Source organism: Thalassospira sp. ABD4_177, assembly GCF_056160125.1.
On sequence record NZ_JBSWWO010000001.1, the window covers coordinates 2,715,047 to 2,738,228 of the forward strand.

Sequence of the window (23,182 nt, forward strand, 5' to 3'; positions counted from 1 at the left end):
ACACAGGATGCAGAGACATGGCGAAGCCCGCTTCGATCCTCGTAAAGTTGGTAAGCACCGCAGACACCGGTTACTTCTATGTTGTTAAGAAGAACCCGCGGAATACCACCGAGAAATTCCAGTTTCGCAAGTACGACCCGGTCGTGCGTAAGCACGTCGTGTTCAAAGAAGCGAAAATGAAGTAATTCTGTTCTTCGGAACAGATTGCAAAGATCAAAAAAGACGTGTCCTTCGGGATACGTCTTTTTTGTTTCTACTCAGCTCTCGGCAAAACCCCGGCGCGAAAGATATCAGCCAAAACGCCGATACCCGGCAGCTGCCAACAACAGCCAGCCCCCGATAAACGAAAACCCGCCAATCGGAGCCACGGCCCCAAAGCCAGACATGCCAGTAAAGGCGATGGCATACAAAGATCCGCAGAAGAACAATATGCCGACAAGCATCGCATAGGCCGCGATGCGCAGGAATTTTTCATCGGGCACATGATGCACAAGACCGGCAATGGCAGCCAAGGCAACAGCATGGATCAATTGATAATGCGCGCCCTTTTCGACAAGGCCGCGCGCATAGTCCATTTCACTGCCTGCCATACCGTGGGCCGCAAACGCGCCCAACGCGACGGCCACTGCCCCATTCAGTCCGGCCATAACCACAGATACACGCATTACAGGCTCCCTGTCTTAAACTAAGCAATTGTTTCGCTTACCTTAGACAGGCCCGTGGAGCCGCGCCATGCGAAAACGCAAAAAAATGGCCGTACAAATAAATGTACGGCCAGTAACTCTCTTGGGGGAGATGTGCCGGAACATCGAAATGTCCGCCACACCGATATAGTTACCTGCCAAGTGCCCTATTCTCTGTGACAGTCATCACATAAAGGCAAAAAAATCATCCAAATATAAGCTAGTGGATCGACTCGCTGAGGAATTCTTCCAGTCTGCGCACATCAGGCACAAGTAACCCGCTATCGACTTTCTCTACCAGATTGCGACGCGCCAGCGTCCCCATGACGCGCGCCACGGTCTCGCGTGATGTACTCACCCGACCGGCGATTTCGGAATGAACCGGTACGGGTGAAAGAAGGGCCGTGCCACTGCCGTCACAGACGCTGGTGGCCCGACGCAAAATCTCTGCCACCACGCGTTCGTTGGCTCCGAGCGTACTGACATCGACAATCCGTCGTGTCGAATTGCGCACGATCCTTGCCAACTCCCCGATCACATTCCAGGCGACGGATGGATGGCTTTTGACAACTTTTTCGAAATTGGCCGGGCTCAGAATACCGACATTGGTATCGTTCACAGCAATAACACAGGCCGAACGCGGCTCCCCGTCAATCGCAGAAAGCTGCCCGACACAGCCGCCAGCGCCAATTTCCTCAAGCGTGATTTCACGCCCGGAAAGCGAATAATTGACGATCCGAACGCGCCCCGAAAGGATCAGATACACGTCCGAACTGTCAGACTCTGGCTCGATAATTTGCGCCCCGGCCGAAAATGTCTTTCGGTTAACGTGACGTTCGACATCTGCTATCGCGCTCTCATCGAGATCCGCGAAAATGCCGACCACAGATAATTTAACCATATCCCCCAAGCTTTTCACTACGGTGTTGTTCTTATCTGGACGCCAGATTTTTGGCATCCCCTCACGTCTTTTGCTGTCCCGGACGCAATCATAAGCAAACAACTTCAGACTGACAATCATTGCCAAACCAAAGTTGTATCCCCACTTGTGATTAGACAGAAATATGCTGCATGTGCGAACATAATGGATATCTGATCAGTCAAGGCGTCTATTTGCATTCATCCCGTAGCGCGAGGAGACAGGCCATGAGTCCCGATTTGGAGATTTTCCGCCGCAGCCCAACCGGCAAACCCAAAAGCAAACATCCATTGGTGTTCGTGCATGGGGCCTATACCGGGGCGTGGTGCTGGAACGAACATTTCCTGACCTGGTTTGCTGATCGCGGATTTGAAACCGTCGCCTTCTCGTTACGCGGCCATGGCGGAAGTGGTGGGCGCGAGTTGCGCAGCCTTGCTTCCATTGATGATTACGTCGAAGACCTTGAAGAGGTCGTCGAGACCCTTGGCAAAAAGCCCGTGCTGATTGGCCATTCGATGGGCGGCTATATCGTTCAGAAGTATCTCGAACGTCACAGTGCAGAAGCCGCTGTCCTTATGGCGTCTGTCCCGCCAGAAGGCCTGATTGCCAGCAACGCCATGATGGCGATGGCCCAGCCCGACCTTTATTTCCAGATGTTCTGGCTGCAGGCCATTGGGCCGCATACCATGCTGCGTGAACGGCTTGGTCGCGCGATGCTGTCACCTGACATCGCAGAAGACGAAGGCATGATCTATTTCGGGCGCCTTGAAACCGAAAGCCAGCGCGCAATCGCTGATATGATGGGGGCCAACCCGATTTTCCTGTCAAAGGAAGACGTGCCGTCCATGCTGGTGATGGGCGCGCGATATGACGAAATCATTCAAAGCGAGCTGATCCATCACACAGCAAAGCGTTATGGCGCGGACTATGCCCTAATCGAGGATATCCACCATGCCATGATGCTCGATAAAAACTGGGAAAACGTCGCCGAAACCATGCTGGAATGGCTGCAGGTCAAACTCGTCAGTCAGCAGCGCAGCAAGGGCAACAAGACAGCTGCCTGAGGTAAACAACACCTGATTTTTACTGCACATTGACACCCGCATCTGCCACGATGCGGGTGTTGTTTTTTATATACACGCTCTCTAGCAAACCGAGAGGTCTGGAACATGCCCCACAACGCTTCCGTCTCTGTCGCATTGATCAAGTCTGTGGTGACAGCAGCTCTTTTATCGACCTGCCTGATTGAGGGTGCTGTTGCCCAGCAAACAACGGACGCGATCGCGCCCGAAGCAAGCACAAGCGGCGCGTCCAACCAGACCCGTGGCATAGTCACGGCCAATGACTGGATGATCAGCGCTGCCAACCCGCTTGCGGTCGAAGCCGGCGCCACTATTTTGCGATCCGGCGGCAACGCCATCGATGCCATGGTCGCCATTCAGACCATGCTTGGCCTTGTGGAGCCGCAATCATCCGGGCTTGGGGGTGGTGCCTTTCTGATTTACTTCGATGCGAGAAGCGGACAGCTCACCACCCTTGATGGGCGCGAGACCGCACCACTGAACGCGACACCAACACTGTTCCAAGACGAAAATGGTGAACCGCTTAAATTCTATGACGCTGTTGTTGGTGGCCGATCGGTTGGTACGCCGGGCACCCCTGCCCTGATGAAAGCCGCACACGAAAAATGGGGTCAAATGCCCTGGAAGACCTTGTTTGATCCGGCAATCAATACCGCCACCAACGGCTTTGAGGTCTCGCCACGTCTTGCCACACTCATCGCCAATGATCAGGAAAAGCTGTCCCGCGATCCTGAAGCGAGGGGATATTTCTTTGATACCGATGGCGCACCCCTGACGGCGGGCACACTGCTTCAAAACCCGAAATACGCCAAGACGCTGCAAGATATTGCGACCAACGGGACGGTGAATTTCTATCAGGGACAAATTGCCCAGGATATCGTCGAGAAGGTCAAGGGAGCCGACTGGAACCCCGGCGTACTGTCACTTGCCGATTTCGCCAACTACCAGGTCAAGGAACGCCAACCTGTCTGCGTCGAATATCGTGGTCTTGATGTATGCGGCATGGGTCCCCCCTCGTCCGGGGCGCTGACCGTGGGGCAAATACTTGGTCTATTGGCCCCCTACGACATTGCCACCATGGGTCCGGATTCCGCGAAAAGCTGGCGGTTGATTGGCGATGCATCCCGGCTGGCTTTTGCCGATCGCGGGCGTTACATGGCAGATATCGACTTTGTCCCGATGCCACTCAACGGGTTGCTCGACAAGTCCTATCTGGCGGAGCGATCAAGGCTGATTGATCGTGAAACAGCACTCAAAACGGTCGAACCGGGCACGCCAAGCTTTAGTCACACCATGCGACAGGCAGATGACGAAGCCATTGAGCTCCCCAGCACCAGCCATTTCTCGATTGTTGATATCTATGGCAACGCGGTTTCGATGACCACCACCATTGAGAACGGCTTTGGATCACGCCTTATGGTCAATGGTTTTATGCTCAATAACGAGCTGACCGATTTCTCGTTCCGAACCCATGTTGATGGCATACCGATCGCCAATGCCCCGGCACCCGGCAAACGACCACGTTCATCCATGGCGCCAACCATCGTCATGAAAGATGGCAAACCCGTGATCATTACAGGGTCACCGGGTGGATCACGCATCATTGGGTATGTGGCGCAATCACTGATCGGCATGATTGATTGGAACATGGCCCCACAGGATGCCATTGACATGCCCCATCTGGTCAACCGGTTTGGCACCTTTGACCTTGAGGCCGGAACTGATGCCGAAAGCCTTGCGCCAGCCCTTGAAGACATGGGTTTCACAACCAGCATTCGTGACCTTAACTCCGGCATTCACGCCATCATGGTAACGGAAGACGGCCTGATTGGCGGAGCAGATTCGCGCCGCGAAGGCATCGTGGTTGGTCAATAAGGATCAGAGATCGTCAATAGAAAACGGGCAGCGCCCTCACGATGCTGCCCGTTCGTTTATTGAACCGTTATCAGTCGGTCTATACCCAATCTGCCAACAGGCGATAAAGGTCCTTGTGATCGGATGCGATATGATGCGCTCCAGCATCGCGCAAATATTCCGCTGGCGTAATATCAACAAGACCAACGGTCGTCGCGCCCGCTGCAACACCGGCCCGCACGCCATTCTGGCTGTCATCAACGACAATACAGTCGCTGATATCCAGACCCAGCCTTTCGGCGGCCAGCAGGAACACATCCGGATGGGGTTTAGCATTGGCCACATCATGGGCGGAGCATATCCGGCCTTCAAAGCGATCCTTCAGCCCTACCTTGCCAAGCGATACTTCCATTTTGGCATGTGGTCCGTTGCTGCCGATCGCCATGGGAATGTCATTCGCCTCAAGCAGATCAAGTACCGGCTCAAGATGCGGGAAAGGCGCAAGGTCATTGCGAAACGCGACAAATGTGCGCTCATAACATTCAGACAGCCAGTCGTCGGGCAAGGTGATCCTGAACATCTTTTCCATTTTGGGCGGCACCATTGCCAGTGTGCCGCCAATGAAAAGATCGTGGGTCTTGTCCATGTTCATGTCGCAGCCATAATCGCAAAGCTGCTCTGTCAGCACACGACAGGCCAGCGTTTCGGTATCGACCAAAACACCGTCACAATCAAAAATCACGCCCCGAACGACAGGCTTTTCCATGGATAAATCCCTTATCAACCGGCCAATTCGGTCCAGCATGCCTCATCATAAGCGACCGTGCGGGTCGATCCGAAATCGACCACCGGGCGTTTGATCACGGTCGGGTTCGCGGCAAGCACTGCGGCCGCTGCGGCACCGCCATTTTCCAGCGTCGCCTTGTCCTCATCGCTCAGGTTGCGATAGCTCGGTCCGCGCTTGTTGATCAGAACTTTGCCGCCGACCTCTTCAAGCCAACCTTCGATGGTTTTGGCATCAATCCCGTCGACCCGGAAATCATGGAGCTTGTTTTCGATGCCCTTGGCGTCAAACCATTTCAGGGTTTTGCGGACAGTGTCGCAGTTCTTGATGCCGTAAATCGTAACCATATCAAATCCTGTGCTTTAAAATCTTCGGGATGCAGCCATGCATCGCGCAATCGGTTTTGACCCTAAATCCCGGAACCTATATAAAGACCGCGCTTGGAATACAGCAACCCTCTTCACCCCGCTTTGATGAAAAACGGTAGGCATATGACTGTTAATCGGCGTATTTCCGTCGCCCCGATGATGGATTGGACGGATCGGCATGATCGCTATTTTCTGCGGCAGATCAGTCGTCATACGTTGCTTTATACCGAAATGGTCACAACCGGCGCCATCCTGCATGGCGGGGTTGATCGGCACCTGCACTATAACGATGCCGAACATCCGATTGCGCTTCAGCTTGGCGGCAGCGATCCGGATGATCTGGCGCGTGCGTGTGAGATCGCCAATCAATATGCCTATGACGAAATCAATCTGAATTGCGGCTGCCCGTCTGATCGCGTTCAGAACGGGGCATTTGGCGCCTGCCTGATGGCGACACCCGATATTGTTGCGACTTGCGTAAAATCGATGATTGCCGCCAGTGACGCACCGGTCACCGTCAAAAACCGCATTGGTATTGATGATCAGGAAGATTACCCGTCGCTTAAACGCTTTACCGAAACGGTAGCCGAGGCTGGCTGTAAAACCTTTATCGTTCATGCCCGCAAGGCGTGGCTCAAGGGCCTGTCGCCCAAAGAAAACCGCGAAGTCCCGCCGCTTAAGTATGAACTTGTCTATCAGCTGAAACAGGAATTCCCCGAGCTGGAAATCCTGATCAATGGCGGCATCAAGACGCTTGATGAAACCGAAGAACACCTCAAACAGGTCGATGGTGTCATGATCGGGCGTGAAGCCTATCAGAACCCGTATGTTCTGGCCGATGTCGACCGCCGTTTTTATAGTGATGATGCCAAGGCAAAAACACGCCATCAGGTGGTTGAAGCCATGCTGCCCTATATCGAAGAACACCTTAAAGAAGAACATGGCACCATTGGCCACGTGACCCGCCATATGCTGGGCCTGTTCCAACAGATGCGCGGTGCGAAACAATGGCGCCGCTACCTCAGCGAAAATGCCCATCGCAAAGGCGCAGGCACCGAAGTCGTGCGCGAGGCCCTGGCACTTGTCCCCGAACAGGATGACGAGGTCCTGTCTGCATGACCGCCAAGGATGTAACCAAGGCACCAGACGGTGATGGACCAAGGCCTGCTGGCGAAATAACCTGGCGCGATGGCGACGTGCCCTACTCACCGCATTTTGGTGACATCTATTTCAATCCCAAGGATGGGCTGGCTGAAACACGCTATGTGTTTGTCGAAGGTAATAACTTGCCAAATGCCTGGCAAGTCTGCGAAAACTTCGTAATTGGCGAAACCGGCTTTGGCACAGGGCTTAACTTCCTTGCAGCCTGGCAATGCTGGGACAGTGACGACAACCGTTCAAAACGCCTGCATTTCGTTTCGGTCGAGAAATACCCACTATCACGCGATGACATGATCCGTGCGCATCAAAGCTGGCCGGAACTCTCGCACTATTCGGCGCAGCTTGCCGATATCTGGCCGCATGAAACCATGTTGCCCGGTGTGCATCGGTTTTCGCTAGTAGATGGTGCTATCAGCCTGACCCTTTTGATCGGGGATGCGATTGAATGCTGGTCGGGCTATGACGGGAAAATTGATTGCTGGTTTCTTGATGGCTTTGCCCCGTCCCGCAATCCCGACATGTGGCATCCGGATCTGTTTGCGGCACTTGCTAGCGCATCCAACCCCGATGGCGCAAGTCTTGCCACCTTTACCGCCGCCCGCATTGCGCGGGACGGACTGGAAAGTGCGGGCTTTGAGATCAGCAAACGCAAGGGGTTTGGCTATAAACGCGACATGATCACTGCTACCCTTCCTCCACGCGAAGAGGTAGCGACTGCGTTCGAGATTGCCGATGATCCATGGTTCAATCTGCCGCGCGCCCAAAACGCAAAGTCAGTCGCCATCATTGGTGGCGGTCTTGCCGGTGCGGCCTGTGCCAATGTCCTGAAGGTCCACGGCTGTGCGGTCACGCTTTTTGAAAAGGCCGATCAACTGGCCAATGCCGCTTCGGGTAATCCGATTGGGATGCTGGAACCCTATTTGACCGTTGATGACGCGATCATGGGCCGGTTCTATGAGGCCGGTTATCGTTTCAGCCATCGTATGATCAAACGGCTTTCTGATCAGGGACTGGTCGAAGCCGATTTCTGCGGCGTGATTGATCTTGCGACCAGTGATCGCAAACGCGAACGGCTCGATGGTCTGATCGCGCGGCTTGGCGATAAGCCCGATCTTGTTGAGCCACTTGATGCGGGTCAGGCGTCAGAACGATTTGGCCTGCCCTTGCCCCATGACGGTGTTTTTTATCCCTCTGCCGGATGGGTCAATCCGCCCTCCGTCGTGCGCAATCTTGCAGATGGCATTGATGTTCGCCTGTCGACAACGATCACAGGCATCAAAGACGCCGACCCGGGCAAATGCCTAACCGATCAGAACGGCTTGGAATATGGTCCGTTTGATACGATCATCATTGCAGGTGCCTTTGAAACCCGGTTGCTTGAGCAAACCCGATGGCTCGAAGATCACCTCAACCCGGTTCGCGGACAGATCAGTTTTATACCCGAGGACGTCGTATACGGTGCGTCAGAAGGCGGAGCGATCAAACGCGTCCTCAGCCACAAGGGCTATGTCACACCGGCCCGCAATGGCAAGCATGTCTTTGGCGCCACGTTCGGCCGTGATGATACCAGGACCGACCTCCGTCAGGATGATCATGCGTTTAACATCGCCCATCTTGGCAAGGTGCTGCCCGACATTGCAGAGAAACTCTCACCAGACATCCTTGACGGGCGTGCGTCCTTGCGCACAACAACAGCGGATCATTTGCCACTGATTGGTCCGGCACCGGATTTCGACGCCTACCTTGCGGCCTATGGCGATATCGACAAGGGTAAAAAAGGCGCCCGATATGTCGATGCGCCCTACCACAAAGACGTGTATATCTGTACCGGCTTTGGGGCGCGCGGCTTGATCGGCGCCCCACTTGCCGCCGAGATTCTTGCCAGTGAGATTTGCGATATGCCCCTGCCTCTGGAAAAAGCGCTGATGCATGCCATTCATCCGGCGCGGTTCATTATTCGTGGCCTTAAACGGCGGCAAATCACAGCATGAAAACACCAAGCGCCGCCGCGTCCCCAACACCCTCGCCGGACAAGGATCCTGATCGCATGAAAACAGCGACCATCCTGGCGCTGTTCTTTTCCGGGTTGTTCCTTATTCAAGGTGTGTTTCTGCCCTACTGGCCGGTCTGGCTGAAATCACAAGGTCTGTCTGCGGCTGAAATCGGCATCCTGCTGTCGCTGCCCAACTGGGTACGTGTCTTTGCCGATCCATTGATTGCCCAACGCGCGGATCGCACCGGTAACCGCAAGACACCGATGCTGTGGCTTGCCGGGATTTATGTGGTTTCAATTCTGGCCTTTCCGCTTTCAAGTGACTTCTGGTGGCTTGCAGGTCTGTCGGTCGTGATCGGCTTTACATTCTCGCCACTTCTGCCGCTTGGCACCACCATCACGGTCCATGAATGCAAGGCGCGTGAACTTGATTACGGCCGGGTCCGGCTTTGGGGATCACTCGCCTTTATTCTGGCGTCCTATGGCGCGGGTTGGGTTCTTGACGGTACCTCGACAGAATGGATCGTCTGGATGCTGTTCGTTGCCGGGATTGTCAATTTTGCCATCACAACCCGCATGCCCGATCCACAAACCGATCGTCCTTTGCGGTCCGGATCGTCGCTGGTCTATCTGCTGCGCAAACCGGTTTTTCTCATCTATCTGGCTTGCATCGGCTTTGCACAAGGGGCACATGGCACCTACTACGCCTTTGCGTCGGTCCATTGGGAATCGGTTGGGTTTTCCCATGAAATGATCGGTATTTTCTGGTCGATCGGTGTGATTGCGGAAATCGTTCTGTTTGCTGTTGCCGGGCGATTTGTCCGTGGCCGGCATCCCGGCATTCTGTTTGCGTTGGGCACCGCTTCGGGGATTTTACGTTGGATTGTGCTGGGCACAAGCGGCAATCTATGGTTGATTATCCTTGTTCAACCCCTTCATGCCATGACATTCGGGATCACACATTTGGCAGCCGTAAGTTTCATCGCCCGCGCCATACCATCACAACTGGCCACATCGGCGCAAAGCCTCATGGCGACGCTGTCGATGGGGGTGTTCCTTGGCACCAGTATCTGGATATCCGGGCCGCTTTACGATCTGTTCGGATCACAGGTTTACTACCTGATGGCCGCATTCTCGGCGATTGCGTTTTGCTTTGCCATCTGGCTAACCCGGACATGGCGTGGAGAGGACCAGACTTTTTGCGACTGAATAATAACATCTGCAAGAAACGACCGACCGCAATATTGAACTCAAAGGGGCCTTTAATATGACCTCCATGCCGTTCTCTCGCAGAATGCGCCGTTGGAAACTTGGTTTGAAAACCCTGTTTGGTAGTGAACCTGCCGGCTATTTCATTCCCTATCGTTACGCCAGTGAAACTGCAAAGGCGGTTGGGCGCCCGACCTACCCGGCCATTGAAACCATGATGGATACGGCAGCCCCGACGATGAAGGCATGGCTGACCAAGGCCGCCCAGTATCAGGAGGCTTTTGCAAGTTTCGGCAACGCAACCCCGCCCGAGCCCCGCTGGCAACAAAGCTGGTTTCCGCGCCTTGATGGCATGATGGCCTATGTCTTTACCCGGGAATTTCGACCAGACCGCATCATCGAAATCGGATCGGGTCATTCAACACGGTTTTATTACCGCGCGATCAAGGATGGCGAACTTGAAACGGCGTTTCATGCAATCGATCCCGCCCCGCGCGCAGATATCGCAAAACTGCCGATCAGCATTGAACGGACCATTGTCCAGAAAGCCGATCCCGCGGTTTTCAAAACCCTGACCGGGGCGGACTTTCTGTCAATCGATTCCAGTCATATCCTGATGCCCGGTACTGATGTTGATCTTCTGTTTTCATCGGTCATCCCGACACTGCCAAGCGGTACGATCATCCACATCCACGACATCACCCTGCCGGATGACTATCCCGAAATCTGGCAATGGCGCGGATATAACGAACAACAGGGTGTGGCAGCACTTCTGGCCGGTGGCGGCTTTGAAATCATGTGGTCAAGCGCCTATGCCACGACCCGCATGAGCGATGAAGTACATCAATCGATCGCCAATGGCATTCATCTGCCCGACGGGGCACATGAGACCAGTCTGTGGCTGCGCAAAAAGTAATCCTTATTTTGGGCGTGCATGCCTGAAAACAAGGTCATTCGGATCAGGCCGCTGCGCGGTCTGGTCCAAAACGGCACCAAGGCGTTCCGCCAGAGTAATAGAACGATCATTTTCTGGTGCGATGTAACTGACAAGCGTTGGCAAGCCGCGCGCGTTAAACGCCCAATCACTCAAGGCCGTTGCTGCCTCAAACGCATATCCCTTGCCTTCTGCATTCGGATACACAAGCCAACCTAATTCATATTCAGGGAACGGCGGCCCAAAATTGATGCCCACTTGACCAACGCAATGACCGGTCGATTTCTCATCCATCATCAGCGCACCAACGCCGAACAAATCCCATTGAGCAGCATCGCGACAAAACATAGCCCATGCACCCTCAGCATCATATGGGCCGCCCATGTGTGCTGAGCGCTTTGACGCAAGCATGGACGCGTAATCCGGCCAGTCGTCAAACGACATCCTGCGCAGTATCAGGCGTTCGGTCTCAATCCTAGGGGCCTTAGACGACATAATCCGCTCAGTTCTTGTAGGGGTCGGCTGCATCCCGCAGCCCATCGCCAAGGAAATTAAAGGCCAGAACCACAATCACCACCGGCACCACTGGCAACATCAGCCATGGATACACCGCGACCGCATTGATGTTCTGTGCCTCGTTCAGCAGGACGCCCCAACTGGTCACAGGCGCGCGCAGGCCAAGCCCAAGGAAGCTCAGCGCTGTTTCGCCCAAGATCATGTTGGGGATGGAAAGTGTCACCGAAGCAATCAGATGACTTGCGAAGTTTGGAAGAAGATGACGGCCGATAATGCGTTTTGGCTTGGCCCCCATCAATCGGGCCGCCAGTGCGTAATCCTCTTCGCGTAGCGCAAGCAGCTTTGATCGCACCGCACGGGCAAGCCCTGTCCAGTCGATCAGGCCCAGAATGATCGTAATCCCGAAATAGATCAGAATGGGGCTCCAGGTGACCGGCAAGGCCGCCGAAAGCGCCATCCAAAGCGGGATTTCAGGCAAGGAACGAATAACTTCAATCGTGCGCTGCGCAGTGGCATCGACCCAGCCACCATAATAGCCGGCCGCGCCCCCGATCAGGATCCCCAGTAGGAAGCTCACCGAAATACCGACAAGGCCAATTGTCAGTGAAACACGCGCGCCGTAAATGATGCGCGAGAACATGTCACGCCCAAGCCTGTCCGTACCCAGCATAAACAAGGTGCCGTTTTCTGAGGGGCAGACGAAATGGAAATCCATATCGACCATGCCCCAGAATTCATATTCATCCCCCGAGCAGAAAAAACGCAACGGCTCGATCCGGTCCGGATTAACCGTGTAGGTCGGCTTGAGCGTCTCCATATCAACGGAGAAATCGGTCCCATAGGTAAATGGCCCGACAAATTCGCCGTCGTGGAACAAATGCACGCCCTGTGGCGGATGGTGAATGTATTCGGAGCTGCGCGTTTCCTGCGCATAGGGCGCGATAAATTCGACAATAAACACCGACGCATACATGATCGCCAGAATGATCAGCGAAAAATACGCCAGACGGTGACGTTTCAGCCGCCGCCACATCAACTGCCACTGCGACGCCAGGAAGTACTTTTCCTGTTCGGGTGTCAGCTCCTCACGCTCCCATGGATTAAACGGGGCGGAATCAACAAAATGCTCGTTACGCTTTTCGGTTTCCTTGCTCATTTACCGACCCCTCCCTGCAAACGGATACGGGGATCAAGCCAGGCGAGCAAGACATCGGAAACAAACATCCCGACAACCGTCAGAAGTGCCAGGAACATCAGGAACGAACCGGCCAGATACATGTCCTGACTTTGCAGCGCTGTCAGGAGCATCGGCCCCGTGGTCGGCAGAGACATCACAACCGACACCAGAACAGACCCGGACACCACCTGCGGCAGGATATTACCGATATCGGCAATAAACGGATTGAGCGCCATGCGCAGCGGATATTTGAACAACACCTTTTTGGGTGACAGCCCCTTGGCATGGGCGGTCACGACATATTGCTTACCCAATTCATCCAGAAGGTTCGCGCGCAGACGACGGATCATGGAGGCCGTGCCGGACGTCCCGATCACAACAACCGGCGCCCAAAGATGTTCGACAACCGAGATCATCTTGCCAAGCGACCAGCCCTCATTGATGTATTCCGGATCCATCAGTCCGCCGATAGACGTGCCAAACACGACGTTCGCGTAATAGAGCAGGATGAGCGCAAACAGAAAGTTCGGCATTGCCAGGCCAAGGAAACCGAGCAAGGTAAAGCCATAGTCGCCCCAGCTATATTGTCGGGTGGCGGAATAGATCCCGATCGGGAAGCTGACGATATAGATGAACAGAACCGTGCTGAAATTCAGCACCAGCGACAGCCAAAGCCGATCCCCCACGACCTCTGTCACCGGCAGGTTATATTCAAACGAGAAGCCAAGATCGCCCTGCAACAGCCCCCATGCCCATTCGGCGTACTGAACATAGATCGGTTGATCGAGCCCATATTGCCGTTTGAGAAACTCGATCTTCGCCGGGTCGACGGCCTCGCCCTGGGCCTGCAGCTCGTTAAGGTACGTGGTCAGAAAGTCGCCAGGGGGAAGCTGAATGATCACGAACACCAACACACTGATCAGGATCAGTGTCGGTATCATCACAAAAAGCCGTCTTGCCAGATAGGTCAGCATCGGCGCTGTCGCTCCCCCGAGGTCGTTTCACGCCATTCCCTCAACGGCGAAGAAACGACACGTTTTTGATTTAAAAGATTATCTGTCCCACCAGAAGGTATCAGGTCGATAAATCCCAAAGAACGCCCCCGGCTCCCAGCTATGAATGCCTTTTTCCGGGACGTTGCGCATATCCTTGTCTACGATAACCGGCTGCGGCACATTGCCGATCAGACCGATCGAAAACATGTTTTCCGAATTGATATCCAGAATGGCCTGCCATGCTTCTTTCTGGCCGGCTTCATTGCTGGTTTGCCATTTCTGATACTGTTCCATCAGTTCCTTGGCAGCTGGCATATCCGGTGCTTCGCCTGCTTCACCATCGGTTTGATAGTACTGGCCCCATTTCGGCCATTGCAGGCTGTCTTGCAGAACGGGGACAAACTCATCCGGTGCAGTGTTGGGCGTGGCCAGTCCGTTATCAATACCGTTAAAGATCGACATGATGGTTTCGCCGCTATAGGCACGGCTACGCATGACTTCGCGCTGCAAGCCTTTAACGAGCATCTTGATGCCGACCTGACGCCAGCTGTCACCAACCAGCTCCAACATATCGTCATGTTCTGGGTTCTCGCCGGAGGTCTCGACAATGATTTCCATCGGACGACCGTCCGGCAACAAGCGAATGCCTTCGTCGTTACGCTCGTCCAACCCCATTTTATCAAGCAAGGTGTTTGCTGCCTTGATGTCAAAATCGGTGTAGCTTTCGCGGTATTCCGGTTTAAACAACGGGCTTTTTGGCAGAACCGTATTGTTGGTCGGCTTGGCCAAGCCAAAGAACATCACACGATTGATCTCGGTCCGGTTGATCGCAAGCGACAGCGCGCGTCGGAAACGCACATCACGCAGAACATCGCGCCAAACCGGATCGCTGCAGGTCAGGTTGGGATAAAGAGCTGCATAGGCACCTGCCCCCACATCCCACAGACGCACGTTATAGTTCTGCTTCGCTTCGGATTGTTTCAGGAACGTATAGTCCTTCAGCGACAGAATTCGGCTTTGCAGATCGACCTCGCCCGCACCGACCTTGGCCGGAACAAGCTTGGCGTTCGAAATATTGAAAATCATGCGATCGATATAGGGAAGCTGGTTCCCTTCCGGATCGACCCGGTGATAATACGGATTGCGGACATATACGAACCGGTCTGACGGTTCTTCCGTCGTGATCAGCCACGGCTCAAGCGACGGACGATGGATGTTTGACAGCTTGTAAGGCCGGTCCATATCCGTATGCAAAACCGCCCAGCTCCGAAGCCCGCGCTCTTTAACGATGGCGTCAAGCTCGCCCGCATCGCGGTAGTTCTCGTGAAACTGTTTCAGATAGTGCGCCGGGCGATAGATAAAGGGCGGACGTGTGCCAGCCAGCTCCGTCAGGAAGAACGGGTTTGGCTGTGACCAACTGTATCGCACCGTATATTCATCAAGAATTTCAAAGGTTGCCGGTTCATCCCCGACAAACAGGAAACGCGGCGGACCGACCGGGAACAATTCGTCATTATTGACGATGTCTTCCCAGTAATAGCGGAAATCCTCGGCCGTCAACGGCGCTCCATCAGACCATTTGTGACCTTTGCGGATATGCAACGTAAACGCGTTGCCTTCCTCGTTGACATCAAGCGCTTCTAGGATATCAGGTTTGAGGTTAAGGTCCTGATCATAGCCAACCAGCCGCGCATAGCCGTAAACAACCGCCATGCGGATATCTTTGGATCGTCCCATGATGGTGGTGAACTCCCCACCATATTTGCCGATTTCCTTGCCCTCGGCACCGAAGTCGATGACGTGCGGGTGTTCCGGCAGGCGGTCATTCATCGCCGGCAGCGAACCACTTGCGACCTGATCCTCAAAATACGGAATTTCCGCACGCGCAGATGTCGTGAAGGCGCCTGCCCCCAGAATACCGGCTGTCATCATCAGACCGGTTACCGCACGATGAAGTTTGGTCGTCGACGGGTTCGAAAGGCTGATCATATGGCGATCTCCGTAAAGTCGGCACGTTCGGCACGAACAAAGTGATCTTCTGCGACCTGCATCATTTTGGGATCGCTTGTCTTGTTGATCGTAAATGGTGCTGGCCAGCGGGCCGGATCAGATGCCTTGCCATCCACGATCTTGTCGAAATCAAGCAGGTGATCCAAATCCGCAAACGGCACGGCATGCAGCAGCGCCTGCGTATAGGGATGCACCGGATTTTTAAACAGCAACTCACGCGGCGCAGACTCAACAATGCGCCCGGCACACATCACAGCGATCTTGTCCGCAACGTAATCCACGACCGCCAGATTGTGCGATATAAACAGATACGTCAAATTAAGATCACGCTGCAAATCTTTCAAAAGATTAAGTATTTGCGCCTGAACCGATACATCAAGTGCTGATGTCGGCTCATCAAAAATCAACAGGTCCGGCTTCAGGCCAAGGGCACGTGCAATGCCGATACGCTGGCGCTGCCCGCCGGAAAAACTATGCGGATAGCGGTTCAGGAAGCGCGGATCCAGACCAACCAGATCCATCAATTCCAGAACCATTTTTTGACGATAGGCACTGTCGCCAACACCGTGGATCAGCATCGGCTCCGTGATGATATCCTGCACCGTCATCCGCGGATTAAGCGACCCGAACGGATCCTGAAAAACAAATTGTATCCGTTTTCGGTAAGGATTTAGCTGATCTTCATCAAGCCCGGTCAATTCGGTCATCTGCCCGCTTTCGCCTCGGAACAGAATGGATCCTTCGTCCGGGCTCATCGCGCGCATGATCAGCTTTGAAAGTGTTGTTTTGCCACAACCACTTTCGCCAACAAGCCCGACGCATTCCCCGCGATTAACCGTCAGGGAAACATCCGACACGGCGGGCACGAGTTGTTCTTCCGATTTGATCCAGTTGCCCTTGCGGGTGGTGAAGCTTTTGCTGAGGTGACGCACGGCCAAAACCGGTTCACTTGCCATTGTCGGATGCAGGGCGAGCGACGCCGGAACATCTGACGGGTCTTGCTCCGCGACCTTGTCGCCCGCATCGGCCAACAGACTGCCGGTTTTTGGTTTGATCTCACGCAATGGGCGCAGGCGTTCATCCGGACCCATGTCGAAATGCGGAACAGCCGCCAAAAGCGACCGTGTATAGGCATGACCGGGATTGATGAACACATCATCGGTTTTCCCGGATTCAACCACCCGTCCGTCGTAAATCACAACCATCCGGTCCGCCATGTTGGCCACTACACCAAGATCGTGCGTGATCAGCAGGACCGACATCTGCAATTCTGCCTGCACTTCCTTGATCAGGCGCAGGATCTGTGCCTGGATCGTCACATCAAGCGCAGTTGTCGGTTCATCGGCAATCAGCAGTGCCGGGCGGCAAACCAGTGCCATCGCGATCATCGCACGCTGGCGCAACCCACCGGAAAGTTCGAACGGATAGGTTTTCAGTGATCTTTTGGGCTGCGGGAAGCCGACAAGTGTCAGCATTTCAACGGCAAGTTCCCGCGCCTCAGCGGCACCGACCTTGCGATGCAGTTTAACAGCCTCGCAGATTTGGTCCCCGATGGTGTGAAGCGGTGACAGGGAACTCATGGGTTCCTGGAAAATCATTGAAATACGGCCACCGCGGATCGCACGCATTTCCGACCCGGACCGATCCAGCATCGCGATATCAACACGGGTTCCGGGCTTTTTGGGGTCGGCAAAAATGATCGAACCGTTGGTGACTTGGGCGACCTTAGGCAGCAGGCCCATGATCGCCTGCGAGATCGTGCTTTTGCCTGATCCGGACTCACCGACCAGGGCGACGGTTTCCTGCGCACCGATGCGAAAGCTTACATTCTCGACTGCCTTGACCCGCATATGCGGCAGGACGAATTCAACTTTCAGATCCTTGATACGCAGAATATCGGTCATCTCTAGCGCGTTCCACCCTCGAGGCGTTCAGATGCGGCGGCCTTGACGAGTGTTTCAGCCTCATCCATCCGCATCAGGTTTGTTCTTGTAACGTCATCAACCAGCAATTGGTTATCTTTCGCCCAATCGCGAGAAATTTCAAGGAGATCGTCAAATCCGTCCAGTGTTGATTCTGCGACAATTTTTGCTTCGCCTGCCTGCAAGGTCAGCTCGAACCAGCCCTTGTTGCCATCACGCTTGGTACTAAAATAACGCAAACGGAACTTCGAAAGTTCCGACCAAGCGAAGGCGGTCCCACCACGGATGCTTGAAAGACGGATGCCATATTCCGAGACATAGATCTTGGACTGGAAGCGGATAATTGTGCGCGCAAAATAGAACACGAACAGCAACGCCAACCCGGCCGCGGTCCATTGGATGATCTCAAGCATCTCGGGGATGAAGGCAATCACGCCACAAATCAACAATCCGACAATCGACTTCGCCAGGTCCGGCGCCATCAGTTTCGACGGATAGCCCATTGTCTTAACTTCACTATCACCAACACCGGCCGGCTTTACCGGATCCACGGTGCTTGGCACGCTGGCAGCCGGCTCAGGCGCGATATCTTCGGGCGTGACTTGTTCGGGGGCCACCTGTTCGGGTTCTCGACGTCTTCTGCGGTTTACTGCCATGGAAATACTCCGGGTATTCTCAACCAGCTCAAAGCTGAATGGTCCATAGAAAACAGATTATCAAGGAACTTCGTGGTGGCCTCGTCATGGACAAGATGGTGGGTCAGAATGCCGGTCGGCTCGTCCGCGTCCGCCTGCCCTGTTCGTCTTGCGGCAAGATGCGCAATCATGGCGCCAAGGGCGACGTCTTCACCAACGAAACCGCGCGTGCCGCGCCAGTCGATAACGTCCACATGGGTGTTGACCTGCGTGATGCCCTTATAAGGTTCTGCTGCCTTGCGGGCGTTGAATGTACTGATCCCGCAAAAACCAAGCGAATGCAAGGCGGCCACGACATCCTCAGCCACGCGGTTCCATGGCGGCACCAGAACCGGCAGGAAGCGGTTGCCAAAGCGTGATTGCAAAACAGAAAAGCCGTTACGCAGATCGGCAACGACGTCGCCCAGATCACGCACGTCATCAAGTTCCTGCTTCTTGAGACCGTCCGGCATATGGTTCTGATGCGACCAGCCATGTTGCAAGACACGCGTATCAAGCGTTTCGACCAGCCGTTCGACCAGATCATCCTGCAAATCAGCGGGAATGACAGCAAGGGCAAGCGGGACCTTGTAGTCCTGTTCAAAGGCCAGAAGCGTCTCGAGCGCCGGGGTCACGGAAACAGCGTCATCATCACGCCACCATGTAGTGGCTGTCCGTTCCTCGGACTGCCACAGATCAAGCTCTGCGCGTAATTGATCCCAACTGCTCATGCCTTCCCTTTGATCTTGTCTGCGATGATTGACGCAGTTTTTGCCGCCCCGTCCAATGCGATTTTAATCCCGCTTGGCTGTGTGGCGTTATCTATTTGTTTTGCTAATGATTGCGCAGACAGGCCATCAAGATCAAGCAGGGAAATAACCCCTTCTTTTGAAAGGACTTCTGCACGTTCTGTTTGCTCGCTTTCCCCACCCTCGGCAAAGGGCACCATGACGGCTGGCGTGTGGGTTGCCAGCACATCCATCAGGGTGTTGTATCCGGCTTGCGAAACGGAAACAGCCGCCCCGGCCATCTTTTCGCGAAAATCAGACAAGAACCGATGCAACACCACACCATCCGGCAATCGGCTTTGCAGCGCATCGAACTGATCTGACGGGAAATGCGGTCCGGTGACAATATCCCAAGTCGCGTCATTGTAGTTTTGGGAATACGCACGCGCCGCGATCGCAAGCCTGATCAGTTCCGCGCCGACAGCACCGCCCCCCGCCGACACCAGAACACCATCACGATGTGCGTCACCGCGGCCCATGAGCGTTTCGTCAATCGTGGGCGCTACATAGCCCGTATAGGTAATCAGATCCGAAACATCATCCGTGAACTCAAAGCTGCGATCAAAACCAAACAGCTGCGGGTCACCATGCACCAAAACCCCATCCAGATATTTACGCGCCGTATCGCGCATCCATTCAGTCTTGCGGATGTCTTTTTTGCGCACCAAAAGGTCTCGGACAGAACAAATGACAGGAATGCTCGCTGCTTTCGCGGCATCAAAAAGCGGGATCAGTTCAAATCGAAATGCCCGGCGCCCGAAGGGGAACATTTCAACCATCAGCAGCTTTGGCGCGGTTTCCGTAAATGCATCCAACAGCTGCTTTTTGCGTGCTTCTTTCCAGTCATCAGAAAGGGAATGTCCATCCGGATCGACAAGCCCGGAAAATCCGGTATCGGATGTCTTGCACGGAGCAAGCTGAATAACCTCGCTTGCCGCAAAATCAAGGCTGTCATCCGGAACACCACCGCTTGCGACCGTGACGCTGATACCCTTGTTGCGAAGCGCCTGATTGATCAGCGCCATCCGGCGCACATGACCAATGCCAAGCAGGTGCTGCACATAGACCATGACGTCACTCATCAGGCTGTCTCCTGTGCAGGCGCGAGCGGGACATTCAAGGCCTCGATAGATAACCCTGTCGCGTCAGACCAAGTAAACACCTGCAAGCAATGCCAATCGAGTTTATCTGGAATTTTCCCCATCATGTCCCATCCGCGTGCGGCAGCATAAACAGCCCGTATCACACCCTTGTGCGTCACAGCGCCAAACTGCGGCAAGTCACACTCTTTCAGGAATCCCTCAACACGTCCTAGAACGTCGCGCGGGCTCTCGCCATCCTCTGGCCGGAAGTCCCATCCACGATCTTCGTTTTCTTGAAGGCTGTCGCCCAAGCTTGCGCGAAGGTCCGGCAGCTTTGCGCCTTCCCACGCGCCCCAGTCCATTTCGATGAACGCGGGCTCTGAACCGATGGGGGCTATCCCCAAGGCATCGACCGTCTCACGCGTCCGCGACAAAGGCGAGGTAAGCCATGGCACATCCCGCCATTCGGTCGGCAATCGATGTTGGCGATACCAATTAGCCGTTTCGGCGGTGATCGAGATATCCGTGCGGCCCTGAATACGCTTTTCGGTATTCCAAGCCGTGACGCCATGGCGCAGCAATGCAAAACGGATCTGTTTCATACCAGGCCCTGCCCGCCGTTGGCATCAACCACTTTATGGATGGTCGCAGACAACAGGTTGGCTGCCGCTTCCACCGTGTGGTGTTGAGCCGCTTTTGACGCCCCGGCCTGCCCCATCCTGCGCAGCAGGGTGACATCGGCCTGAACACACTCGCCCAAACGGCTGGCAAAGCCCCCTACGTCACCGACCGGGACCAACCATCCGGTGACACCCGATGACACAATGCCCGAGACCCCACCCGTATCCCCGGCCAGAACCGGAAGCCCTGCCGATTGCGCCTCAAGCAAGGCCATGCCGAATGCTTCGTTGATCGCCGGCCAGACGAACAGATCCAATTTGGCAAGGATATCTCTGGTTTGTTCGGGTGTTTTAAGCCCGACGAGCGAAACTGCGCTTTCACCAAGTTCCTGTTCATCAAACAGGTCCTCAACCTTTTGCCGGGCCGGCCCATCCCCAATCACGCTCAGGTGCCAGTTATCGACGCCGCCCCGCTTTAACTGCCCCAGCGCCTTTGCCAGAACCCCATAAGATTTAAGCTTGTCGCCATCGCGCATCATGGCGGTTGTCACCAACCGGACACAGCCCGGATCGATATCCGGGCGCTGAGCAACGTGCCAATCGGAAACCTGTGTAAAGGGTGGCAGGAAATGCAGGCGGTCCTTGGGACAGACCTGTGCCAAGCATTCCATATCAACACGGTTGAGCGAGAAAACAGCATCCGCCTGCCTGAGCGCCGTTTCAACTGCCGCGTGGCTTGGTGCCCAGGGGCCGTCAGCGCGCTTGGGCGCAAAGGATGCTTCGGCGACGACATAGGGAATACCCAGCGCATCGGCCACAATCGGCCCGATCCAGTCCGGCGCCTTGTAATAAAGATGATAGGTAAACCAGAGATCGGGCTTGGGTCGAACGCCCGACTGATACTGATGAAGCAGCCTTGCCGCCAGCTTGGTCCCCAGTTCTGCCAAGCGTGCCTGTTTAAGAACGTTACCATCGGCATCCCGACTGCGCAGGCGCGCGGCAATATCAACTTTCATACCGGCTGTTTGAAGCGCCTCACACAACATGCGGGCAATCAGCCTGTCCCCGGATGGAACGGGATGATCAATCGGCTTTAACGGGGCGTAAAAGGCAACCTGCAAATGTGTGCCTCCTACTCTGCCGCGGGTTGTTTTGCTGGGTCTTCCGCGTGTTCGTTGCTTGGTTCTGTAACGCCAAAGCGTTCCGCCAGGTCCTTCATCCCGCGATAGAACGAGAAATCACGCCGCACAATTTCATTGCCCTTGCGCCCCATCGTCTCGCGAAGCTTCGGATCAACAATCATGTCGTTCAGTGCGGTCGCAAGGGCATCCGGGTCACGTTCCGGGACAAGCATGCCATTCACGCCATCCTCAATCAGCTCTGGGATAGCCGAAATCGCGGTCGAGACAGCGGCCAGTCCGCACAGCTGTGCTTCCATCAGAACGTTTGGCAAACCGTCGCGGTCACCGTCCTTTTCAATCCGGCTGGCCAGTACGAACAGATCCGATGACTGGCAGGCCGCAATTACTTCCTTCTGATCACGGGCGCCTTGCCAATCGCAGCGATCCGCAATCCCAAGTTCGGTCGCGAGTTTCTGGTATTTATCACCATCACCGCCCCCGATATGGATAAACCGCCAATGCAGACCGTCGGGCAGTTTTACCAAGGCGCGTAGAAGATCGTCATAGCCCTTCTTGCCCACCAGGCGCCCGACAGACAGGATCATGACCGGGTTTTCCGGATCACTGCCGTCCCGAACAGGACGATTTGGCAATTCTTCCGGGAAGCGGGAAAAATCAAGACCGTGATAGAGCAGATTGACCTTGACCGGGTCTTCGGCAAGGTTGCGCAGATAGTCGACATTGGCCTTGGTGCAGGTCACAAGCCAATCCATATCGCGCAGCTTCTCGCGCATGTCCCAGTCCTGGCTGGTATAGATGTCCTTGGCATGTGCAGAACAGGACCACGGCAAACCACGTATGATCGCGCAATAGCGCGCCACCGAAGCCGGGGTATGCAGGAAGTGGGCATAAATGCGTGTGATGTCACTAGGCAGTTCAGCGGCCATCACCATCGCCTGAGCAAAACGTCGTGCCCGATTGGCCGTGCGATCCCGGCAATAGTCCTGCCACCAGATATTCACCGCGCGGCGATATCCCGGCATTTTGCGGGCCTTAAGCCAACCTCGCAGAACCCGCATCGGTTCCTGATAGGCATATTCAGGCAAATAATCGACCGCGCCCGTGATGCGCTCATTGATCGGATGGCGTTTCTTGTCGGTCGGATGACGCAGCGAGACGATCCGGTACGGAATGCCTGCCTGCTGAATGCCAAGAATTTCCTGCGCTATAAAAGTCTCCGACAATCGCGGATATCCCTTTACCACGATTGCCAGATTATCGCGTGCCATC

22 protein-coding genes are annotated in these 23,182 nt (G+C 54.9%); 7 read left to right on the forward strand and 15 right to left on the reverse strand.

Annotated elements, in window-relative coordinates; genetic code table 11:
* Positions 1 to 17: 17 nt before the first annotated feature.
* Complete coding sequence (gene rpmG / locus ACXAF0_RS12470; protein WP_008890790.1) at positions 18 to 185, forward strand: 50S ribosomal protein L33; 168 nt, start codon at positions 18 to 20, stop codon at positions 183 to 185.
* Between the two features lie 105 nt (positions 186 to 290).
* On the opposite strand, the gene ACXAF0_RS12475 is transcribed toward rpmG, so the two are convergent.
* Together ACXAF0_RS12475 and ACXAF0_RS12480 are read right to left on the reverse strand one after the other, a co-directional pair.
* Positions 291 to 665, reverse strand: a complete 375-nt coding sequence (locus ACXAF0_RS12475) for a DUF423 domain-containing protein (RefSeq protein WP_475346165.1) — start codon at positions 663 to 665, stop codon at positions 291 to 293.
* A gap of 238 nt (positions 666 to 903) precedes the next feature.
* Complete coding sequence (locus tag ACXAF0_RS12480) at positions 904 to 1,584, reverse strand: Crp/Fnr family transcriptional regulator (protein ID WP_475346166.1); 681 nt, start codon at positions 1,582 to 1,584, stop codon at positions 904 to 906.
* A gap of 245 nt (positions 1,585 to 1,829) precedes the next feature.
* Here ACXAF0_RS12480 and ACXAF0_RS12485 point away from each other — a divergent pair, with 245 nt between their 5' ends.
* Both ACXAF0_RS12485 and ggt read left to right on the forward strand, forming a co-directional pair.
* Entirely contained in the window at positions 1,830 to 2,666 is an 837-nt protein-coding gene (locus ACXAF0_RS12485; RefSeq protein ID WP_475346167.1) for an alpha/beta hydrolase, read from the forward strand.
* A 105-nt stretch (positions 2,667 to 2,771) separates the two neighbouring features.
* Entirely contained in the window at positions 2,772 to 4,559 is a 1,788-nt protein-coding gene (gene ggt, locus ACXAF0_RS12490; protein ID WP_475346168.1) for a gamma-glutamyltransferase, read from the forward strand.
* 79 nt (positions 4,560 to 4,638) lie between these two features.
* Here ggt and ACXAF0_RS12495 read toward each other — a convergent pair whose 3' ends face one another.
* A complete protein-coding gene (locus ACXAF0_RS12495; RefSeq protein WP_475346169.1) occupies positions 4,639 to 5,304 on the reverse strand; it encodes an HAD family hydrolase in 666 nt (221 codons plus the stop codon).
* A gap of 14 nt (positions 5,305 to 5,318) precedes the next feature.
* On the reverse strand, positions 5,319 to 5,669 hold the full coding sequence (locus ACXAF0_RS12500) for an ArsC/Spx/MgsR family protein (RefSeq protein WP_475346170.1): 351 nt from the start codon (positions 5,667 to 5,669) through the stop codon (positions 5,319 to 5,321).
* 144 nt (positions 5,670 to 5,813) lie between these two features.
* Here ACXAF0_RS12500 and dusA point away from each other — a divergent pair, with 144 nt between their 5' ends.
* The 4 genes from dusA to ACXAF0_RS12520 are packed head-to-tail and all read left to right on the forward strand — an operon-like array spanning position 5,814 to position 10,969.
* Positions 5,814 to 6,809 carry a tRNA dihydrouridine(20/20a) synthase DusA gene (gene dusA / locus ACXAF0_RS12505; RefSeq protein ID WP_475346171.1) on the forward strand — a complete coding sequence of 332 codons (996 nt, stop codon included), beginning with the start codon at positions 5,814 to 5,816 and terminating at the stop codon, positions 6,807 to 6,809.
* Entirely contained in the window at positions 6,806 to 8,842 is a 2,037-nt protein-coding gene (gene mnmC / locus ACXAF0_RS12510; protein ID WP_475346172.1) for a bifunctional tRNA (5-methylaminomethyl-2-thiouridine)(34)-methyltransferase MnmC2/FAD-dependent 5-carboxymethylaminomethyl-2-thiouridine(34) oxidoreductase MnmC1, read from the forward strand. Before dusA ends, mnmC begins: the two co-directional genes overlap by 4 nt.
* Before the next feature lie 56 nt (positions 8,843 to 8,898).
* Complete coding sequence (locus ACXAF0_RS12515) at positions 8,899 to 10,053, forward strand: 3-phenylpropionate MFS transporter (RefSeq protein ID WP_475346173.1); 1,155 nt, start codon at positions 8,899 to 8,901, stop codon at positions 10,051 to 10,053.
* Positions 10,054 to 10,111: 58 nt separating this feature from the next.
* Positions 10,112 to 10,969 carry a class I SAM-dependent methyltransferase gene (locus ACXAF0_RS12520; RefSeq protein ID WP_475346174.1) on the forward strand — a complete coding sequence of 286 codons (858 nt, stop codon included), beginning with the start codon at positions 10,112 to 10,114 and terminating at the stop codon, positions 10,967 to 10,969.
* 3 nt (positions 10,970 to 10,972) lie between these two features.
* On the opposite strand, the gene ACXAF0_RS12525 is transcribed toward ACXAF0_RS12520, so the two are convergent.
* The 11 genes from ACXAF0_RS12525 to ACXAF0_RS12575 all read right to left on the reverse strand — a co-directional run bounded on the left by ACXAF0_RS12525 (position 10,973) and on the right by ACXAF0_RS12575 (position 23,181).
* A complete protein-coding gene (locus ACXAF0_RS12525) occupies positions 10,973 to 11,527 on the reverse strand; it encodes a GNAT family N-acetyltransferase (RefSeq protein ID WP_475346243.1) in 555 nt (184 codons plus the stop codon).
* On the reverse strand, positions 11,490 to 12,659 hold the full coding sequence (locus tag ACXAF0_RS12530) for an ABC transporter permease (protein WP_475346175.1): 1,170 nt from the start codon (positions 12,657 to 12,659) through the stop codon (positions 11,490 to 11,492). The genes ACXAF0_RS12525 and ACXAF0_RS12530 overlap by 38 nt, the downstream gene beginning before the upstream one ends.
* Positions 12,656 to 13,654 carry an ABC transporter permease gene (locus ACXAF0_RS12535; RefSeq protein ID WP_475346176.1) on the reverse strand — a complete coding sequence of 333 codons (999 nt, stop codon included), beginning with the start codon at positions 13,652 to 13,654 and terminating at the stop codon, positions 12,656 to 12,658. Before ACXAF0_RS12535 ends, ACXAF0_RS12530 begins: the two co-directional genes overlap by 4 nt.
* Before the next feature lie 78 nt (positions 13,655 to 13,732).
* On the reverse strand, positions 13,733 to 15,664 hold the full coding sequence (locus ACXAF0_RS12540) for an ABC transporter substrate-binding protein (RefSeq protein WP_475346177.1): 1,932 nt from the start codon (positions 15,662 to 15,664) through the stop codon (positions 13,733 to 13,735).
* Entirely contained in the window at positions 15,661 to 17,589 is a 1,929-nt protein-coding gene (locus tag ACXAF0_RS12545; protein ID WP_475346178.1) for an ABC transporter ATP-binding protein, read from the reverse strand. Before ACXAF0_RS12545 ends, ACXAF0_RS12540 begins: the two co-directional genes overlap by 4 nt.
* 2 nt (positions 17,590 to 17,591) lie before the next feature.
* On the reverse strand, positions 17,592 to 18,263 hold the full coding sequence (locus tag ACXAF0_RS12550; RefSeq protein WP_475346179.1) for a hypothetical protein: 672 nt from the start codon (positions 18,261 to 18,263) through the stop codon (positions 17,592 to 17,594).
* Complete coding sequence (locus ACXAF0_RS12555) at positions 18,254 to 19,012, reverse strand: polysaccharide deacetylase family protein (RefSeq protein ID WP_475346180.1); 759 nt, start codon at positions 19,010 to 19,012, stop codon at positions 18,254 to 18,256. Before ACXAF0_RS12555 ends, ACXAF0_RS12550 begins: the two co-directional genes overlap by 10 nt.
* The gene (locus ACXAF0_RS12560; protein WP_475346181.1) at positions 19,009 to 20,151 is read right to left on the reverse strand and encodes a glycosyltransferase family protein; all 1,143 of its coding nucleotides are present in this window, start codon (positions 20,149 to 20,151) and stop codon (positions 19,009 to 19,011) included. The genes ACXAF0_RS12555 and ACXAF0_RS12560 overlap by 4 nt, the downstream gene beginning before the upstream one ends.
* Positions 20,151 to 20,753, reverse strand: coding sequence for a histidine phosphatase family protein (locus ACXAF0_RS12565; protein ID WP_475346182.1), 603 nt, complete (start codon positions 20,751 to 20,753; stop codon positions 20,151 to 20,153). Before ACXAF0_RS12565 ends, ACXAF0_RS12560 begins: the two co-directional genes overlap by 1 nt.
* Entirely contained in the window at positions 20,750 to 21,892 is a 1,143-nt protein-coding gene (locus tag ACXAF0_RS12570; RefSeq protein ID WP_475346183.1) for a glycosyltransferase family 4 protein, read from the reverse strand. Before ACXAF0_RS12570 ends, ACXAF0_RS12565 begins: the two co-directional genes overlap by 4 nt.
* Positions 21,893 to 21,903: 11 nt before the next feature.
* Entirely contained in the window at positions 21,904 to 23,181 is a 1,278-nt protein-coding gene (locus tag ACXAF0_RS12575) for a glycosyltransferase family 4 protein (RefSeq protein ID WP_475346184.1), read from the reverse strand.
* Position 23,182 lies beyond the last annotated feature (1 nt).

Excerpts from the sequence above, each read along its gene's own strand:
- rpmG (WP_008890790.1), top strand. The coding sequence starts at position 18 with ATGGCGAAGCCCGCTTCGATCCTCGTAAAGTTGGTAAGCACCGCAGAC.
- ACXAF0_RS12475 (WP_475346165.1), bottom strand. The coding sequence starts at position 665 with ATGCGTGTATCTGTGGTTATGGCCGGACTGAATGGGGCAGTGGCCGTC.
- ACXAF0_RS12480 (WP_475346166.1), bottom strand. The coding sequence starts at position 1,584 with ATGGTTAAATTATCTGTGGTCGGCATTTTCGCGGATCTCGATGAGAGC.
- ACXAF0_RS12485 (WP_475346167.1), top strand. The coding sequence starts at position 1,830 with ATGAGTCCCGATTTGGAGATTTTCCGCCGCAGCCCAACCGGCAAACCC.
- ggt (WP_475346168.1), top strand. The coding sequence starts at position 2,772 with ATGCCCCACAACGCTTCCGTCTCTGTCGCATTGATCAAGTCTGTGGTG.
- ACXAF0_RS12495 (WP_475346169.1), bottom strand. The coding sequence starts at position 5,304 with ATGGAAAAGCCTGTCGTTCGGGGCGTGATTTTTGATTGTGACGGTGTT.
- ACXAF0_RS12500 (WP_475346170.1), bottom strand. The coding sequence starts at position 5,669 with ATGGTTACGATTTACGGCATCAAGAACTGCGACACTGTCCGCAAAACC.
- dusA (WP_475346171.1), top strand. The coding sequence starts at position 5,814 with ATGACTGTTAATCGGCGTATTTCCGTCGCCCCGATGATGGATTGGACG.
- mnmC (WP_475346172.1), top strand. The coding sequence starts at position 6,806 with ATGACCGCCAAGGATGTAACCAAGGCACCAGACGGTGATGGACCAAGG.
- ACXAF0_RS12515 (WP_475346173.1), top strand. The coding sequence starts at position 8,899 with ATGAAAACAGCGACCATCCTGGCGCTGTTCTTTTCCGGGTTGTTCCTT.
- ACXAF0_RS12520 (WP_475346174.1), top strand. The coding sequence starts at position 10,112 with ATGACCTCCATGCCGTTCTCTCGCAGAATGCGCCGTTGGAAACTTGGT.
- ACXAF0_RS12525 (WP_475346243.1), bottom strand. The coding sequence starts at position 11,527 with ATGGGCTGCGGGATGCAGCCGACCCCTACAAGAACTGAGCGGATTATG.
- ACXAF0_RS12530 (WP_475346175.1), bottom strand. The coding sequence starts at position 12,659 with ATGAGCAAGGAAACCGAAAAGCGTAACGAGCATTTTGTTGATTCCGCC.
- ACXAF0_RS12535 (WP_475346176.1), bottom strand. The coding sequence starts at position 13,654 with ATGCTGACCTATCTGGCAAGACGGCTTTTTGTGATGATACCGACACTG.
- ACXAF0_RS12540 (WP_475346177.1), bottom strand. The coding sequence starts at position 15,664 with ATGATCAGCCTTTCGAACCCGTCGACGACCAAACTTCATCGTGCGGTA.
- ACXAF0_RS12545 (WP_475346178.1), bottom strand. The coding sequence starts at position 17,589 with ATGACCGATATTCTGCGTATCAAGGATCTGAAAGTTGAATTCGTCCTG.
- ACXAF0_RS12550 (WP_475346179.1), bottom strand. The coding sequence starts at position 18,263 with ATGGCAGTAAACCGCAGAAGACGTCGAGAACCCGAACAGGTGGCCCCC.
- ACXAF0_RS12555 (WP_475346180.1), bottom strand. The coding sequence starts at position 19,012 with ATGAGCAGTTGGGATCAATTACGCGCAGAGCTTGATCTGTGGCAGTCC.
- ACXAF0_RS12560 (WP_475346181.1), bottom strand. The coding sequence starts at position 20,151 with ATGAGTGACGTCATGGTCTATGTGCAGCACCTGCTTGGCATTGGTCAT.
- ACXAF0_RS12565 (WP_475346182.1), bottom strand. The coding sequence starts at position 20,753 with ATGAAACAGATCCGTTTTGCATTGCTGCGCCATGGCGTCACGGCTTGG.
- ACXAF0_RS12575 (WP_475346184.1), bottom strand. The coding sequence starts at position 23,181 with ATGGCACGCGATAATCTGGCAATCGTGGTAAAGGGATATCCGCGATTG.